Raw genomic sequence first — 14,848 nt, forward strand, 5'->3', positions numbered from 1 at the left:
GGCATGGCCTCTGACCGACCTCGCGTGCTCTCCGGAATCCAGCCCACGTCGGGCTCGTTCCACCTCGGCAACTACCTCGGTGCCGTCCGCCAGTGGGTGGCGCTCCAGGAGACCCACGACGCGTTCTACATGGTCGTCGACCTGCACGCGATCACGGTCGCGCAGGACCCGAAGGAGCTTCGGGACAACACCCGGCTCGCCGTCGCGCAGCTGCTCGCGGCCGGGCTCGACCCCGAGCGCTGCACGCTGTTCGTCCAGAGCCATGTGCCCGAGCACGCGCAGCTCGCCTGGATCATGAACTGCCTCACCGGCTTCGGCGAGGCCTCGCGCATGACGCAGTTCAAGGACAAGTCCGCCAAGCAGGGCGCCGACCGCGCCTCGGTCGGCCTGTTCACGTACCCGATCCTCCAGGTCGCCGACATCCTGCTCTACCAGGCCAACGAGGTGCCGGTGGGCGAGGACCAGCGCCAGCACATCGAGCTCACCCGTGACCTCGCCGAGCGGTTCAACGGCCGCTTCGGGGACACCTTCACGATCCCCAAGCCGTACATCCTCAAGGAGACGGCGAAGATCTACGACCTCCAGGACCCGGCGATCAAGATGAGCAAGTCGGCGTCCACGCCGAAGGGTCTCATCAACCTGCTCGACGAGCCGAAGGCGACCGCGAAGAAGGTCAAGAGCGCCGTCACCGACACCGACACGGTGGTCCGCTACGACGCCGAGGCCAAGCCGGGCGTGAGCAACCTCCTGACGATCTACTCGACCCTCACGGGTGCGGGAATCGCCGAACTGGAGGAGAAGTACGCGGGCAAGGGCTACGGTGCGCTCAAGACGGACCTCGCCGAGGTCGTGGTCGAGTTCGTGACGCCCTTCCGGGAGCGGACCCAGCAGTACCTGGACGACTCGGAGACGCTGGACTCGATCCTGGCCAAGGGTGCGGAGAAGGCCCGTGCCGTCGCGGCGGAGACGCTCGCGCAGGCCTACGACCGGGTGGGTTTCCTGTCGGCCAAGCACTGAGCCGGCCAGGGGCGCACCACCGCACATCCGTTCCAGCGGCAGAGCGCTGCACATCACTTCGGCTGCGCCTGCCCGGAGCACGGCCTTGGCCGTACCCTCGAAAGCCGGGACGGCCGGGCGTGAGCCCGGTCCGCCGGTACCAGCCACCGACACGACGACAGGAGACGACGTGGGGACGACGATCGGTGTGTCGATCGCGGTCCCGGAGCCGCACGGCAGCCTCCTCCAGGAGCGACGCGCGGGCTTCGGCGACGCCGCGGCTCACGGCATCCCCACGCATGTCACCCTGCTGCCGCCCACCGAGGTCGAGCCGGCGCTGCTGCCGGCCGTCGAGGCGCATCTGACGCATGTCGCCGCGGCCGGGCGGCCCTTCCCGATGCGGCTGTGCGGGACGGGCACCTTCCGCCCGATGTCGCCGGTGGTGTTCGTCAAGGTCGTCGAGGGCGGGGAGGACTGCGCCCGGATCCAGCAGCAGGTGCGCGACGCCTCCGGGCCGGTCGCCCGCGAGCTGCACTTCCCGTACCACCCGCACGTCACCGTGGCCCACGGCATCGACGAGGCGGCCATGGACCGCGCCTTCGCTGAACTTGCCGACTACGAGGCCGCCTGGCCGTGCACCGGCTTCGCGCTCTACGAGCAGGGCACCGACGGGGCGTGGCGCATGCTGCGCGAGTATCTCTTCGGCGGTTCCGTGGTGCCGCCCCAGGCCACGGCGGCGTCGGTGGAACAGGGCCCGCTGCCTGCCGTCTAGGGCGTGTCCCGCACGGCCCGTCGCGCACCCAACGGGCGGCCCCCGCGCGCTTCTACAGCGGCAGCCGCCGGAACACCCCGCGCGGCGGGTGCCGTACCGCCGACGTCACCAGCCTGAGCACGCCCGGCACCCACACCGTCTCCGATCTGCGCCGCAGCCCCGGTTCGACAGCGGTCGCGACCGCCTCGGGCAGGCCGGACGTCATCAAAACGTGCCGTATCTACCCGGAATGGGTGATCAATGGTATGCCGTCCCATCGTGCTGAAGCTGCGCCGTTCCGGGGTACCCACACATCGGTGTCCCACGGACAGGGCAGGGTCGGACCATGGACTGGCTGAAGAAACTCCCCGTCGTCGGACCGGCCGTCACCTGGCTGGCGACCACGCACGCCTGGCGGTCGTACGAGCGGCTGGACCGGGTGAAGTGGACCCGGCTGGCCGCCGCGATGACGTTCGTCAGCTTCATCGCGCTGTTCCCGCTGCTGACGGTGGCCGCCGCGGTCGCCGCCGCCACCCTCAGCGAGGACCAGCAGCAGGAGCTCCAGGACAAGATCGCCGACCAGGTGCCCGGCATCTCCGACGAGCTGAACATCGGTGCGCTGGTCGACAACGCGGGCACGGTCGGTCTGATCGCCGGTGCCCTGCTGCTGGTCACCGGTGTCAGCTGGGTCGGCTCGATGCGGGACTGTCTGCGCGCGGTGTGGGAGCTGCCGGACAAGGAGGAGAACCCGCTCGTCGCCAAGGCGAAGGACGCCGGGGTGCTGCTCGGCCTCGGCGGCGCGCTGCTCGTCACGCTGGGCGTCTCCGGCGTCGCCTCGGCCGCGGTCGGCTGGATCGTCGACCAGCTCGGCATCGAACGGGGCGGGATCGGCAGCATCCTGCTGCACACGGCCGCGTTCGCCGTCGCCGTGCTCGCCGACTTCCTCGTCCTCGTCTACGTCCTCACCCTGCTGCCCGGTGTCGAGCCGCACCGCCGCGCCCTGCTGGTCGCCGCGCTGATCGGCGCCGTCGGCTTCGAGGCGCTGAAGCTGCTGCTCAGCGGCTACATCCAGGGCGTCGCCACGAAGAGCATGTACGGCGCGTTCGGAGTGCCCGTGGCGCTGCTGCTGTGGATCAACTTCACGGCGAAACTGCTGCTGTTCTGCGCCGCCTGGACGGCGACGCAGAAGGAGGAGACGACCGCGGCGGTCACCGACGACGACGCATCAACTCCGGCAGCGGCCAGCGGCGGTTGACCAGGAACACCCCGGCCGCCAGCAGCGCCAGCACCCCCGCGGTGATCGCCGCGGCGATCCCGACGCCGCCCGAGCCGCCCGGCTCCGCGGCACCGACCGCCGCCTGGCCGCCGCCGTCCTCCGCCTTGTCACCGGAGCCGGAGCCGGAGCCTGAGCCGGACGCCGCCGCCCCGTCGCCCGCGCCGCCCGCCGCACCGGAGGCCGTCGCGCCGGGCTGCGCGCCCGCCGCGCCCTTCGGCGCCACCAGCTCGCCGACCGGCGTCACCTTGCCCGACGCCAGGAAGCCCCAGTCCAGGAGCTGGGCGGTCTCCTTGTAGACCTCGTTGTGGCCGTCCTTCTCCGGGTTCATCACGGTGACCAGCAGCACCTTGCCGTTGCGCTCCGCGACCCCGGTGAAGGTGGAGCCGGCGTTGGTGGTGTTGCCGTTCTTGACTCCGGCGATGCCGCGGTACTGGGAGATGTCGTAGTCGCCGGTCAGCAGCCGGTTGGTGTTCTGGATCTCGAAGGACTGCCGGACGGTCCTGCCCTTCTTGTTCTTCCTCGTCTCGCCGGGGAACTGGGCCCGCACGGTCGAGCAGTACTCGCGGAAGTCCTTCTTCTGGAGCCCGGAGCGGGCGAACAGCGTCAGGTCGTAGGCGGAGGAGACCTGGCCCGGGGCGTCGTAGCCGTCGGGGCTGATCACCTCGGTGTCGAGGGCCTGGAGCTCCTCGGCGTGCCTGTTCATCGCCTCGACGGTGGCCTCCACACCGCCGTTCATCGCGGACAGCACGTGCACGGCGTCGTTGCCGGAGCGCAGGAAGACGCCCAGCCACAGGTCGTGCACGGTGTAGGTCTCGTCCTCCTTTATGCCGACCATGCTGGAGCCGGAGCCGACCCCCGCGAGGTCGGAGGGGACCACCTTGTGCTTCTCGGTGCGCGGGAACTTCGGCAGCAGCGTGTCCGCGAACAGCATCTTCAGGGTGCTGGCCGGGGCGAGCCGCCAGTGCGCGTTGTGCGCGGCGAGCACCTCCCCCGACTCCGCGTCGGCCACGATCCAGGACCGCGCGGTGACGCCCTTGGGCAGCACCGGGACGCCGGGCGCCAGCTCGACCTGGGTGCCCGGCCGGCCGAGCCGCGCGCCGCCGACGGTCGACATGCCCGCCGGGGGAGTCGCCGAGGGGGTCACCGAGGCGCTCGGCGAGGGCCTCGGCGCCGCGAGGGCGGCCGGGGCGGTCAGGGACGCGGTCAACAAGGCGGCGGAAGCGACCAGCAGGGATCGCCTCAGGGTCTTCTGGGGTGCGGGCACGATCGAGAACGTACAGGCACCGTCCGGCGACGTCGCGGGCCCCTCCCCACCCCGGCCACGGAACCGGCCACCCGGCGGTGATACTGGTGCTATGAAACTCAGCCGCCCCGTCTCCTGGTTCCTGCTCGCTTTCGGGGTGTGGAGCTGGGTCATCTGGATCACTTTCGTCAAGAACCTGGTCAAGGACGGCAGCGGGCTGGCTTTCGAGGACGGCGACCCGACGGCGTACTTCTGGGTGCATCTGCTGCTGGCGGTCGTCTCCTTCGTATTGGGGACGGTCGTCGGTGGCATCGGGTTGCGTGGACTGCGCGCACTGCGCGCGACGTCATAGCGGCACCGTCGGGCGCGGCGGCGCGCCGGACACCTCAGCGGGACCGTCGGCACGAGATGGTCATCACGGGATCAGGGACACGACAGCGTGGTCATCCTCTTCGCACTGCTCGCACTCGGCGTGATGGTCGCCGCCAACTGGTATGTGTGGCGCCGCCTGTTCCGGGACACCACCGCCGCCCCGGGCTGGGTCCGCCGGGCGGGCGCCGGGCTGATCGCCGGAGGCTGGGCGCTGTTCGTCGGCGCCATGGTGGCCGAGCGCACCGACGCCCCCTTCTGGCTCCAGCGCACCCTGGCCTGGCCGGGCTTCCTCTGGCTCGCGCTCGCGCTGTACCTGTTCCTGGCCGTGGTCGCGGGTGAGTTCGTACGGCCGCTGCTCCGGATCCTCCTGGACCGCCGCCGCCCGGAGCGGACGACCGCGACGGAGACACGGCGCACGGAACCGGAACCCGCGACGGTCGGCGGCCCGCCCGCCAAGCCGCGGCCCGGCCCGCAGCCCGAGCCCGAGTCCGCCGAGTCCGGCGGGTCCGGCGGGTCCGGCTCCGGGCAGCCCACCGGCCCCAGCCGTCGCCTGTTCGTCTCCCGCGTCGTCGCCGGGGCCGCCGCCGCGGCCGCCGTCGGGACCGTCGGCTACGGCACGTACGGCGTGCTGCGCGGCCCCGGGGTGAAGCGGGTCACCGTGCCGCTGGCGAAGCTGCCGCGCGCGGCGCACGGCTTCCGGATCGCGGTGGTCAGCGACATCCACCTGAGCCCCGTGCTCGGCCGCGGCTTCGCGCAGAAGGTCGTCGACACGATCAACTCCACGCAGCCCGACCTGATCGCCGTGGTCGGCGACCTCGTCGACGGCAGCGTGGCCAACCTCGGCCCGGCCGCGGCCCCCCTCGCCGGGCTGCGGGCCCGGCACGGCGCCTACTTCGTCACCGGCAACCACGAGTACTTCTCCGGCGCCGGCGAGTGGGTCGAGGAGGTGCGCCGCCTCGGCCTGCTGCCGTTGGAGAACGCCCGCACCGAGCTGCCGTACCTCGACCTCGCCGGGGTCAACGACATCGCGGGCGAGAACGAGGGCCAGGGCCCCGACTTCGCCCGCGCCCTCGGCGACCGCGACCGGGCCCGCACCTGCGTGCTGCTCGCCCACCAGCCGGTGCAGATCGACGAGGCCGTCGAGCACGGCGTCGACCTCCAGCTCTCCGGCCACACCCACGGCGGCCAGCTCTGGCCCGGCAACCTCGTCGCGGCCGCCGCGAACCCGACCCTCGCGGGCCTGGAGCGCCACGGCGACACCCAGCTGTACGTCTCCCGCGGCGCGGGCGCCTGGGGCCCGCCCACCCGGGTGGGAGCGCCCTCGGACATCACCGTCGTGCAACTGGCGTCGAAGCGGGCCTGACGGGGGAGGCCGCCCGCAGCCGCACACACCGGGGGCCTGATGCAAGCGCCTCGCTCTCACCGGGACCACGCGCGGACGGCTGTGCCTCGCTCTCACCGGGACCACGCGCGGACGGCTGTGCCTCGCCCTGTTCGAGACGCTGCTCACCGGCGGCTGCGCGGTGGTCCGGCTCGGGGCCGCCGCCCTGCTGCGCCTGGGCGGCGAGACCGGCGGGGAGGGCAGGTACCGGCGGGGACGGCCTCCTGGCCGCCTCACCGGCGGGTTCCCTGGTCCTTTCGGCGTGCGCCGCGCTCGGCTCCCTGCCGCTCACCCGGGCCCTGCGCGCGGTGCCCGCGCCGCGGCGTGCCGCGGACCGGGTGGTCCTGGTCCGCGGGGCGGTCGTGCTCGCGGTCTCCGGGGTGCTCGCGGCCGTCCTGCCGAGCGCTTCGGAATTTGGCCGAGAACAGCCTGTGAAACGTTCTCATAACGTTCTTCGCAAACTTCTTCCTCAACTGCCCGGGGGCCCCTTCCGCCAGGTCAGGCCGGTGTGATTAATTGAGCGCGGCCACTGGGGAGGTGGCCTTTGAAAGGCCTGGGGAGGGGCACCGGTGCGATCGATTCGCATGCGGATTCTCGTGTCACTGCTGGTGATCGCAGTCGCGGGAGTGGGTGGCTGGCAGTTGCTGCCGTCACATGAGGAGAACGACGACCCGATCGCGGTCGGCACCACGGACGCGGTGACGTCACTGGACCCCGCGGGGGCCTACGACGCCGGATCATGGGCGTTGTTCAGCAACGTGTTCCAGTCATTGCTCACGTTCGAGCCGGGCGCCGCCGAGCCGGTCCCGGACGCGGCCGAGGACTGCGAGTTCACCGGCGCGGGTCTGCGGACGTACCGCTGCGAGCTGCGCGAGGGGGTGAAGTTCCCCAGCGGGCGCGAGATGACGGCGGAGGACGTGAAGTTCTCCTTCGACCGGATGCGCAAGATCAACTCCGATGTCGGTCCGGCCTCGCTGTTCTCCACGCTGGACACCGTCGAGGCCCGCGACCACACGGTCACCTTCAAGCTGGCCTCGTCCGACGCCACGTTCCCGTTCAAGGTGGCGACCGGCGCCGGCGCGATCGTCGACAGCGAGAAGTACCCGGCCGACGCCCTGCGCGAGGGCGACTCGGTGGACGGCACGGGCCCGTACACCCTCAGCTCGTACTCCAAGGACGGCAGCGCGCGCCTCGCCCCCAACGGCAGCTACCGCGGCGCCCTCAAGGGCACCGGGAAGCCGGTCGAGCTGCGCTACTTCGAGGACTCCGAGGCGCTCGGCCGCGCCTGGGAGGCCAAGGAGGTCGACGTGGCCGCGCGCCAGCTGCCGCCGGAGACCCTCGCCCAGCTCTCGCCCAGCGACCCCGACCTGCGGGTGTCCGAGGCGGACGGCGTCGAGACCCGCAACCTCTACTTCAACACCCGCGCCGGGAAGCCGCTGCACGACGTGCGCGTCCGGCAGGCCATGGCCTGGCTGATCAGCCGCGAGGACCTCGCCGTCAACGTCTACGACAGCACGGTCGACCCGCTCTACTCGCTGATCCCGGCCGGCATCACCGGCCACACCACGTCGTTCTTCGACGCCTACCCCGAGCAGAGCGCCGCCAAGGCCCGCGACCTGCTCGAGGAGGCCGGAGTGAGCCTCCCGGTCGAGTTCACCTACGGCTACGGCGAGGGCCGCGGCGCCGCCGAGGCCGAGGCGAAGACGATCAAGAAGCAGCTGGAGAAGGACGGCCTGTTCAAGGTCAGCCTCAAGGGCTACGAGTGGACCGACTTCCAGAAGCGCTGGGCGGGCGGCCAGCTCGACGCCTACGCCGTGGGCTGGGTCGCGGACTACCCGGACGCGGACACCTTCGGCTCCCCGCTGGTCGGCACCGACGGCACCATGAACACCGGCTACTCCAGCAAGGAGGTCGACGGGCTCGTCCGCAAGAGCCAGCAGTTCGCCGACCGCGGCCAGTCCGTCGACGCCTTCAAGGAGCTCCAGCAGACCGTCGCCGAGGACGTGCCGGTCATCCCGCTGTGGCAGGGCAAGGAGTACGTCGTCACCACCCTGGACATCGGCGGCGGCCAGTACCTCTCGGACGGCACGGGCGTGTTCCGCCTGTGGCGCCTGAACTGGATCTGACGTCCCGCCGGGGGCGTGTTCCGCAGGCCCCGGCCGCTGCGCGGAACACGCCCTACTCGTCGCCGGGCGGGGGGAGGCCGCCCTCCCCCCGCGCGGGCAGGGTCACCGTCACGGCCAGGCCCTCGCCCGGCGCCGTCACCACCGACACCTCGCCCCCGTGGGCCCGTACGACCCCCTGGACTATGGCCAGGCCCAGCCCGCTGCCCGCGCCGCCCCCGGCCCGGAAGAAGCGGTCGAAGACCCGGCCCGCGTCCTCCTCGCCGAGGCCCGGACCCCGGTCCGCGACACACAGCCGCACGACCCCGTCCGCCCGCTCCACACCGAGGCGCACCGGCACCTCGGCCGAGGTGTGCACCCGGACGTTGCCCAGCAGATTGCCCAGCACCTGGCGCAGCCCCGACTCGTCGGCGCGCACCAGCACCGCGCCCTCGGCGGCTACCGCGACCGGCCGGTCCGGCTGCTGCACCAGCAGGTCCTCGGCCGCCTCGCGCACCAGCCGGCTCAGGTCGACGTTGCGCAGCCGCAGTTCGGGCCGCTGGTCCAGCCGCGCCAGGGTGAGCAGCTCGTCGACCAGGCGCCCCATCCGGTCGGTCTCCGCCAGCACCCGGTCCCAGGCGCGCCTGCGCTCCGCCGGGTCCTGGAGCATGCCCTTGTCGTACAGCTGGAGATAGCCGCGGATCGCCGCCAGCGGGGTGCGCAGCTCGTGCGAGGCGTCGGCGACGAACCGCCGCAGCTGTGCCGCGCTGCGCTCGCGGGTGCGGTGGGCCGACTCCACCTGGTGGAGCATGGCGTTGAGGGCGAGCCGCAGCTGCTCGACCTCCTGGGTGGGATGCCTGCTGGAGGGCACCCGCGCGGCCAGGTCGCCCTCGGCGATCGCCGAGGACGTCTCCACCATGTCCTCCAGCGGCCGCATCCGGCGCATCACGCTGACCATCGTCACGCAGCCCAGCACCGCCAGCAGCAGCGTGCCGAAGGCCAGATCGAGCCGCAGCGCCTTGCCCATGCCCTCGTGCAGCGCCCCGGTGGAGGTGCCGATGAGGACGATGGTGCCGTCCGGGAGCCGGGCGCCGACCAGCCGGTACGGCTCGCCCCGCACGGAGACGTCGCTCGGTTCCTCCTCGGCGGCCACCGCCGCCGGATCGGTCACGGCGGCGGCCAGCGCCCGCTGGCGCGGCGTGGGCTGCAGCGGGCCGAGCCCCACGGGGTCACCGGCCCGGTCCACGGCGACGTAGAGCACGGCGGGCGCGGGCAGCGGGTCGGTCCCGGCGCCGGTTCCGAACCTGTCCATGGCGACGCCCAGTTCCCGCAGCGCGTCCAGCTGCCGCAAGGTGAACCCGGCGGTGCGCAGTGAGGTGCGGGACGCCTTCAGCTCGGTGTCGATCTTGTCGAGCAGATAGAAGCGGGCCGCCATCAGGCTGACGGCGGTCGCCATGACGATGCCCAGGGACAGCAGCACCACGTTCGCCACCGTCAGCTGCACCCGCAGGGAGTGCAGACCCTGCCTGCGCCGCCGCCTCATGCCAGTCCGTATCCCACACCGCGCCGGGTGGTGATCACCGGCGCCCCCAGGACGTCCAGCTTGCGCCGCAGATAGCTGATGTAGGTCTCCACGACGGTCGACTCGGGCGGGGTGTGCTCGTACTGCCAGACGTGACGCAGGAGTTGCTCCTTGGGCACGATCCGGCCGCCGTTGCGCACCAGGAAGCGCAGCAGCGCGTACTCGGTGGGGGTCAGCTCGACCGTGTGGCCCGCGCGGTGCACCGAGTACGTCGTCTCGTCCAGCTCCAGGTCGCCGTAGCGCAGCGGCGGCCGCCGCGGGAGCACGTCGGCGGGGCGGGTGCGGCGCAGCACGGCGGTCACCCGGGCGACGACCACGTCGATGTCGAAGGGCTTGGTGATGTAGTCGTCCCCGAAGCCGAGCGCGCCCACGATCTCGGCGGGGGCGTCCCGGGCGGTGAGGAACACGATCGCCAGCTCGGGCCGCCGGGCGCGCAGTTCGCGCCCGAGGGCACGCCCGTCGCCGTCCGGGAGCATCACGTCGAGCAGGGCCGCGTCGGGCGGGGTCCGCTCGGCGAGCGCGAGTGCCTCGCGGACGCCGGTCGCGGTCATCACCTCGAAGCGGTGGTAGCGCAGGGCGATGGCGAGGACGTCGGCGATGCTCTCCTCGTCCTCCACGACCAGCACGGTGCCAGGGGCCGTCGTCATGCCCCCAGTATCGACGCCGCCCGGCGGGCCGTGGCCCCCCGGCCGCCTTGGAGTTCCTTGAGAGTCCCCCGTGCGCGGTGTCCTCGTGCGCGGGCTCCGCCCGATGCTGGTGCCGTGGACCTCGGGGGGCCGACCGGATGACGAGGACGAAGGGGCTTTGAACGTGGCGGCATTGGCACGGTGGTGCTATCGGCACCGGCTGGCGGTCCTGTTGCTGTGGGTGGGGGCGCTGTTCGGCCTGGGCTTCGCCGGGTCGGCGGCCGGGACGGACTACGCTAACGTCTTCTCCCTCCCGGACACCGACTCCAAGCGGGCGTACGACCTGATGGAGAAGGCGTTCCCGGAGCGCGCCGGCGACACGGACACGGTGGTGTGGCGGACCGACGGGGGATCGGTGCGGGACGACGCCGTACGGTCCCGGATCGAGCCCGCGCTGGCGGAGATCGCCCGGATGGACGGGGTCGGCCAGGTGGCCGGACCGTACACGGGCGAGGCGGGTGTGACGCAGATCAGCCGGGACGGGCGGATCGCCTACGCGCAGATCACGTTCACCCAGGAGGCGAACGCGATCCCCAAGGAACTGGTCGAGGACGTCGTCGACACTGCGCGGGCGGCGGCGGACGACTCGCTCCAGGTGGAACTGGGCGGTCAGGCGATCGCCCGCACCCAGGAGCCCCCGCAGGGCACGGCCGAGCTGGTCGGCATCGTCGCCGCGGCGATCGTGCTGTTCCTCGCCTTCGGCTCGCTGTTCGCGATGCTGCTGCCGATCGTCGTGGCGGTCTTCGGCGTCGGCCTCGGCATGCTGGCCACGATGATGCTCAGCCATGTCACCAATGTGCCCGAAGTGGCCCCGCTGCTGGGCTCGTTGATCGGCCTCGGTGTCGGCATCGACTACGCGCTGTTCATCGTCACCCGGCACCGGCGCGGCATCCTGCGCGGCGGCACCCCGGAGGACTCGGCCGCGACCGCGCTCAACACCTCCGGCCGGGCCGTGCTGTTCGCGGGCGGCACGGTGTGCATCGCGCTGGCCGGCATGCTGGTGATGAACCTGCGCTTCCTGGACGGCGTGGTCATCGCGACCTCGCTGACCGTGGTGCTCAGCGTCCTCGCGGCGATCACCCTGCTGCCCGCCCTCCTCGGCCTGCTGGGCATGCGGGTGCTCAGCCGCCGCCAGCGGCGCGGGCTGGCCGCGACCGGCCCCGAGCCGGAGGAGGCCAGTGGTCTCGCCGCCCGCTGGTCGACCGTCGTCGAACGGCGGCCCCGGTCGGTCGCGCTGCTCGCGGTGGTGGTCATGGCCGCGCTCGCGGTGCCGGTCCTCTCGCTCCGGCTCGGCGCCACCGACCAGGGCAACCACCAGGAGTCCCAGACCACCCGCCAGGCCTACGACCTGCTCGCCGAGGGCTTCGGGCCGGGCGTCAACGGCCCGCTCCAGGTCGTCGTCGAGGGCGCGGCCCCCGAGGCGCTGGTCGACGGCATCCGCGGCGCGCGGGGCGTGGCCCAGGTGGCGGCGGCACCCGAGGTGAACGGCGTCACCGTGATCCAGGTGGTCCCGACGACCTCCCCGCAGTCCGAGGCGACGGACCAGCTGATCGACCGGCTGCGCGACGAGGTGATCCCGCCGACGGGCGCCGAGGCCCATGTGGGCGGTGTGACGGCGGTGTTCAAGGACTTCGCGCAGGTGACGGGCGACCGGCTGCCGTACTTCGTGGGAACGATCATCGCGCTGGGCTTTTTGCTCCTGCTGGTCGCCTTCCGCTCCCTGGTGGTCCCGCTGACGGCCGCGGTGATGAACCTGATCGCGGCCGCCTCGTCCTTCGGTGTCCTGGTGGCGATCTTCCAGTGGGGCTGGGGCACGGAGCTGCTCGGCATCGGCAAGGAGGGCCCGATCACGGCGTTCCTGCCGGTCATCATGCTGTCCCTGCTGTTCGGCCTGTCGATGGACTACCAGGTGTTCCTGGTCAGCCGGATGCACGAGGAGTGGGTGCACACCAAGGACAACGCCCGCGCGGTCCGGGTCGGCCTGGCGGAGACCAGCCGGGTCATCAACTGCGCGGCCCTGATCATGATCTGTGTGTTCAGCGCGTTCGTGCTGAGCGGCGACATGGAGGGCGCGATGGCGGGCATCGGCCTGGCGGCGGCGGTCGCGCTGGACGCGTTCATCCTGCGCACGGCCCTGGTTCCGGCGGCGATGCATCTGCTCGGCAACGCCAACTGGTGGCTCCCGGCCGGGCTGGAGAAGCGGCTGCCGCATCTGGCGGTGGAGCCCTCGGAGGAGAAGCCGGCGCGGGAGAACGACCCGGCCGGGGGCCCGTCCTCGGTGGTCCACGGCTTCATCCGCACGCCCGACGGTGAGCCCGTCGTCGCCTCCGTCACCCTGCACACCCGAGGCGGCCGGCAGCTGGACCGGGTGACCTCCCTGGCCGACGGCTCCTACGTCGTCGCGGTCCCGGGCCCGGGCACCTACCTGCTGTCGGCGAGCGCGGGCGGGCACGGCGCCCGGGCCCGGCAGGTGGCCGTGGGCGACGGGCCGCTGGTGTACGACGTGGAGCTGGTCGCCGAGGGAGAGGTCGACCCGGTCAACTAGGGTCCGCCAGGCTGTCCTTCCCGCCCCTGCCCGGCGTGGGCGGCACCCTCGTCATCCCCGGCAGGAAGTCCGTGAACAGCTCGTGCAGTTCGCGGACCAGGGGGCGCAGGACACGGAAGCGGGACAGGGCGACGCCGCGCGAGGTGAGCCGGGCACCTCGCGCGGCGAGCTTGTAGCTGCGCTCCCGCCCCTCGGTGCGGTCGAAGATCCAGTACAGGACGAGACCCATCTGGGAGAGCCACAGCAACTCCGGCAGCACGTCGCGGAGTTCCTCCGGCACCTTGGTCCTCGTCGCCCCCGCGAGCACCTCGCGGTGGACGCTGATCGCCTCCTCGCGGGCGTGCTCCGACTCCGGGGAGAAGGGGCTGAGGGGGCTGTCGGGATCGGCGGCGTTCTTGAAGAACTGGACGGCGAACTCGTGGTACGGCGTGGCGACGTCCAGCCACGCCCTGAGCACGCCCGCAAGCCGCGCCTCCAGCTCGGTCTCGCGGTCCAGGACTTCCCGGACCGCCGCCTGGTGCTCGGCGGCGATCCGGTCGTAGAAGCCCTGGATCAGGTGTTCCTTGCCCTCGAAGTAGTAGTACGCGTTGCCGACGGAGACCCCGGCCTCCTGGGCGATGGCCCGCATGGTGGTCTTGTCGTAGCCGCGCTCCTGGAACAGCCGCATGGCGGTCTCCAGGATCAGCGCGCGGGTCTGCTCGGACTTGCTGGGCTCGGGGCCGGCGTTCTTCGGGGGCACGGAACGAGCCTAACCAGTGCGGCTCAGGACGACTGCGCCGCCTGGTAGAGGTTCTGCGCGTCGGCGCCGAAGTACGGGCCGTACATCCGGTTGGGCAGGAAGTTGTACTTGAAGCTGTTCACCGAGGACAGCAGGCCCGTCCCGGTGGCCTCGCTGAACTGGGTGAACCACGGGCCGCCGCTGGAGCCCCCGGTCATGTTGCAGGTCATGCCGTGGTCGCGGGAGAGCAGGAAGTCCCGGCTGGTGGTGCCGCTGCAGTAGACGAACTTCTCCCCGTCGTAGGGGGCGGCCGCCGGGAAGCCGAAGGAGTACATGCGCTGGCTGTAGCCCGTGTCGAAGGCCATGCCCTGCCCGCCGACGACGTCCGTGAGCGACCGGCCGTCCAGCGGGGCGACGACCGCCGCGCCGATGTCGTAGTTGATGTCCTCGCTCGCCGTCCACTGGGGTGTGGACAGGGTCCTGGTCGCGGTCCACCGGCCGTACGGCGACTGGCCGTCGTGGTAGCCCGGTACGAACACCCAGTTCGTGTGCCAGGCGCCCTCCAGCTTCACGCAGTGGCCGGCCGTGACGACCGTGCTTTTGTTGGCGCTGGTGACGGCGTTGCCGGAGCAGGACGCCGTACGGCCCTGGTAGGAGAAGAAGACCCGGCCGGCCGTGGAGACCACCCTGCCGCCGCCGGTCCAGGCGCCGCCGCCGTTCGGGAAGGCCTGGACGCCTACGTCCGGGGCGGTGGGCGCGACCGTGCGGGGCGTGCCCTCGCGGGGTGCCGTGCCGGAGCCGGCGTGCCGGCCGACGCTCAGCAGGTCCAGCGGTTTCGCGGCGCGCATCCGCTGCGGGGTCCAGAAGTCCCGCGCGTGTTCCCGCGCGGCGGCCGAAACCTGCCTTACGGCGGGGCCGGGTGTCGGGGCGGCACCCGCGGGGGTGGCCGAGGCGCCGGTGACGAGCAGCGCGGCGACGCAGGTCAGTGCGCCGAGGAGGGTGCCGGAGATGCGGGGTGTGCCTCTCACGCGGACTCCTTCTGTGTGGGGGCGAGCTGCGGGGGCAGGGTGCCAACGCGGCCTCCAAAATGGAAGGGTTCATGCCAAACTCACGAGGATCCGGGTGCCGCCCGCCCGCGCCGGCCCGCGGGCCCCTCACCGGTGCGGGCCCCTCAGGCCCCTTGCCCCGGCGCGCAG

General features: G+C 72.3%; 12 protein-coding genes and 1 pseudogene. 7 read left to right on the top strand and 6 right to left on the bottom strand.

From position 1 onward, the window contains the following. Positions 1-3: 3 nt before the first annotated feature. Both trpS and ACFYR0_RS00445 read left to right on the top strand, forming a co-directional pair. Positions 4-1,017: a tryptophan--tRNA ligase gene (gene trpS, locus ACFYR0_RS00440; protein WP_389319937.1), complete on the top strand. Its 1,014-nt coding sequence runs from the start codon at positions 4-6 to the stop codon at positions 1,015-1,017. A 169-nt stretch (positions 1,018-1,186) separates the two neighbouring features. After that, positions 1,187-1,768 carry a 2'-5' RNA ligase family protein gene (locus ACFYR0_RS00445; protein WP_389319940.1) on the top strand — a complete coding sequence of 194 codons (582 nt, stop codon included), beginning with the start codon at positions 1,187-1,189 and terminating at the stop codon, positions 1,766-1,768. 52 nt (positions 1,769-1,820) lie between these two features. Here ACFYR0_RS00445 and ACFYR0_RS00450 read toward each other — a convergent pair. Beyond that, positions 1,821-1,958 (bottom strand): annotated as a pseudogene (locus ACFYR0_RS00450) (decaprenylphospho-beta-D-erythro-pentofuranosid-2-ulose 2-reductase); the annotation flags it as partial. Positions 1,959-2,093: 135 nt separating this feature from the next. Between ACFYR0_RS00450 and ACFYR0_RS00455 the strand changes: the two are divergent. Further along, positions 2,094-3,002, top strand: coding sequence for a YihY/virulence factor BrkB family protein (locus tag ACFYR0_RS00455; RefSeq protein WP_389319943.1), 909 nt, complete (start codon positions 2,094-2,096; stop codon positions 3,000-3,002). Here ACFYR0_RS00455 and ACFYR0_RS00460 read toward each other — a convergent pair. Next, positions 2,956-4,287: a D-alanyl-D-alanine carboxypeptidase family protein gene (locus tag ACFYR0_RS00460; protein WP_389319945.1), complete on the bottom strand. Its 1,332-nt coding sequence runs from the start codon at positions 4,285-4,287 to the stop codon at positions 2,956-2,958. The two genes, ACFYR0_RS00455 and ACFYR0_RS00460, sit on opposite strands and share 47 nt — an antisense overlap. A 91-nt stretch (positions 4,288-4,378) precedes the next feature. On the opposite strand from ACFYR0_RS00460, the gene ACFYR0_RS00465 reads away from it, so the two are divergent. The 3 genes from ACFYR0_RS00465 (at position 4,379) to ACFYR0_RS00475 (ending at position 8,145) form a co-directional block, all read left to right on the top strand. Continuing rightward, the gene (locus ACFYR0_RS00465) at positions 4,379-4,618 is read left to right on the top strand and encodes an SCO4848 family membrane protein (protein WP_386377447.1); all 240 of its coding nucleotides are present in this window, start codon (positions 4,379-4,381) and stop codon (positions 4,616-4,618) included. An 87-nt stretch (positions 4,619-4,705) separates the two neighbouring features. Then, positions 4,706-6,001 (top strand): metallophosphoesterase, encoded by a 1,296-nt coding sequence (locus ACFYR0_RS00470; protein WP_389319948.1) that lies wholly within the window; start codon positions 4,706-4,708, stop codon positions 5,999-6,001. Between the two features lie 602 nt (positions 6,002-6,603). After that, complete coding sequence (locus ACFYR0_RS00475; protein WP_389319951.1) at positions 6,604-8,145, top strand: ABC transporter substrate-binding protein; 1,542 nt, start codon at positions 6,604-6,606, stop codon at positions 8,143-8,145. Between the two features lie 52 nt (positions 8,146-8,197). Here the strand turns inward: ACFYR0_RS00475 and ACFYR0_RS00480 are convergent, their stop codons facing one another. Both ACFYR0_RS00480 and ACFYR0_RS00485 read right to left on the bottom strand, forming a co-directional pair. Then, complete coding sequence (locus ACFYR0_RS00480; protein WP_389319953.1) at positions 8,198-9,664, bottom strand: sensor histidine kinase; 1,467 nt, start codon at positions 9,662-9,664, stop codon at positions 8,198-8,200. Further along, positions 9,661-10,350 (bottom strand): response regulator transcription factor, encoded by a 690-nt coding sequence (locus tag ACFYR0_RS00485; RefSeq protein WP_386377452.1) that lies wholly within the window; start codon positions 10,348-10,350, stop codon positions 9,661-9,663. The genes ACFYR0_RS00480 and ACFYR0_RS00485 overlap by 4 nt, the downstream gene beginning before the upstream one ends. Positions 10,351-10,522: 172 nt before the next feature. Between ACFYR0_RS00485 and ACFYR0_RS00490 the strand changes: the two genes are divergently transcribed. Further along, a complete protein-coding gene (locus tag ACFYR0_RS00490; protein WP_389321063.1) occupies positions 10,523-12,934 on the top strand; it encodes an MMPL family transporter in 2,412 nt (803 codons plus the stop codon). Here the strand turns inward: ACFYR0_RS00490 and ACFYR0_RS00495 are convergent. After that, entirely contained in the window at positions 12,927-13,673 is a 747-nt protein-coding gene (locus tag ACFYR0_RS00495; RefSeq protein WP_389319956.1) for a TetR family transcriptional regulator, read from the bottom strand. The two genes, ACFYR0_RS00490 and ACFYR0_RS00495, sit on opposite strands and share 8 nt — an antisense overlap. Positions 13,674-13,696: 23 nt before the next feature. Then, on the bottom strand, positions 13,697-14,680 hold the full coding sequence (locus tag ACFYR0_RS00500; protein WP_389319959.1) for a trypsin-like serine peptidase: 984 nt from the start codon (positions 14,678-14,680) through the stop codon (positions 13,697-13,699). Positions 14,681-14,848 lie beyond the last annotated feature (168 nt).

The organism is Streptomyces sp. NPDC005017 (assembly GCF_042873115.1).
Taxonomy (GTDB): Bacteria; Actinomycetota; Actinomycetes; order Streptomycetales; family Streptomycetaceae; genus Streptomyces.

Bases quoted from the DNA above. Each gene is read 5' to 3' on its own strand.
- ACFYR0_RS00455 (WP_389319943.1), top strand. From the start codon at position 2,094: ATGGACTGGCTGAAGAAACTCCCCGTCGTCGGACCGGCCGTCACCTGG.
- ACFYR0_RS00465 (WP_386377447.1), top strand. From the start codon at position 4,379: ATGAAACTCAGCCGCCCCGTCTCCTGGTTCCTGCTCGCTTTCGGGGTG.
- ACFYR0_RS00475 (WP_389319951.1), top strand. From the start codon at position 6,604: ATGCGGATTCTCGTGTCACTGCTGGTGATCGCAGTCGCGGGAGTGGGT.
- trpS (WP_389319937.1), top strand. From the start codon at position 4: ATGGCCTCTGACCGACCTCGCGTGCTCTCCGGAATCCAGCCCACGTCG.
- ACFYR0_RS00485 (WP_386377452.1), bottom strand. From the start codon at position 10,350: ATGACGACGGCCCCTGGCACCGTGCTGGTCGTGGAGGACGAGGAGAGC.
- ACFYR0_RS00480 (WP_389319953.1), bottom strand. From the start codon at position 9,664: ATGAGGCGGCGGCGCAGGCAGGGTCTGCACTCCCTGCGGGTGCAGCTG.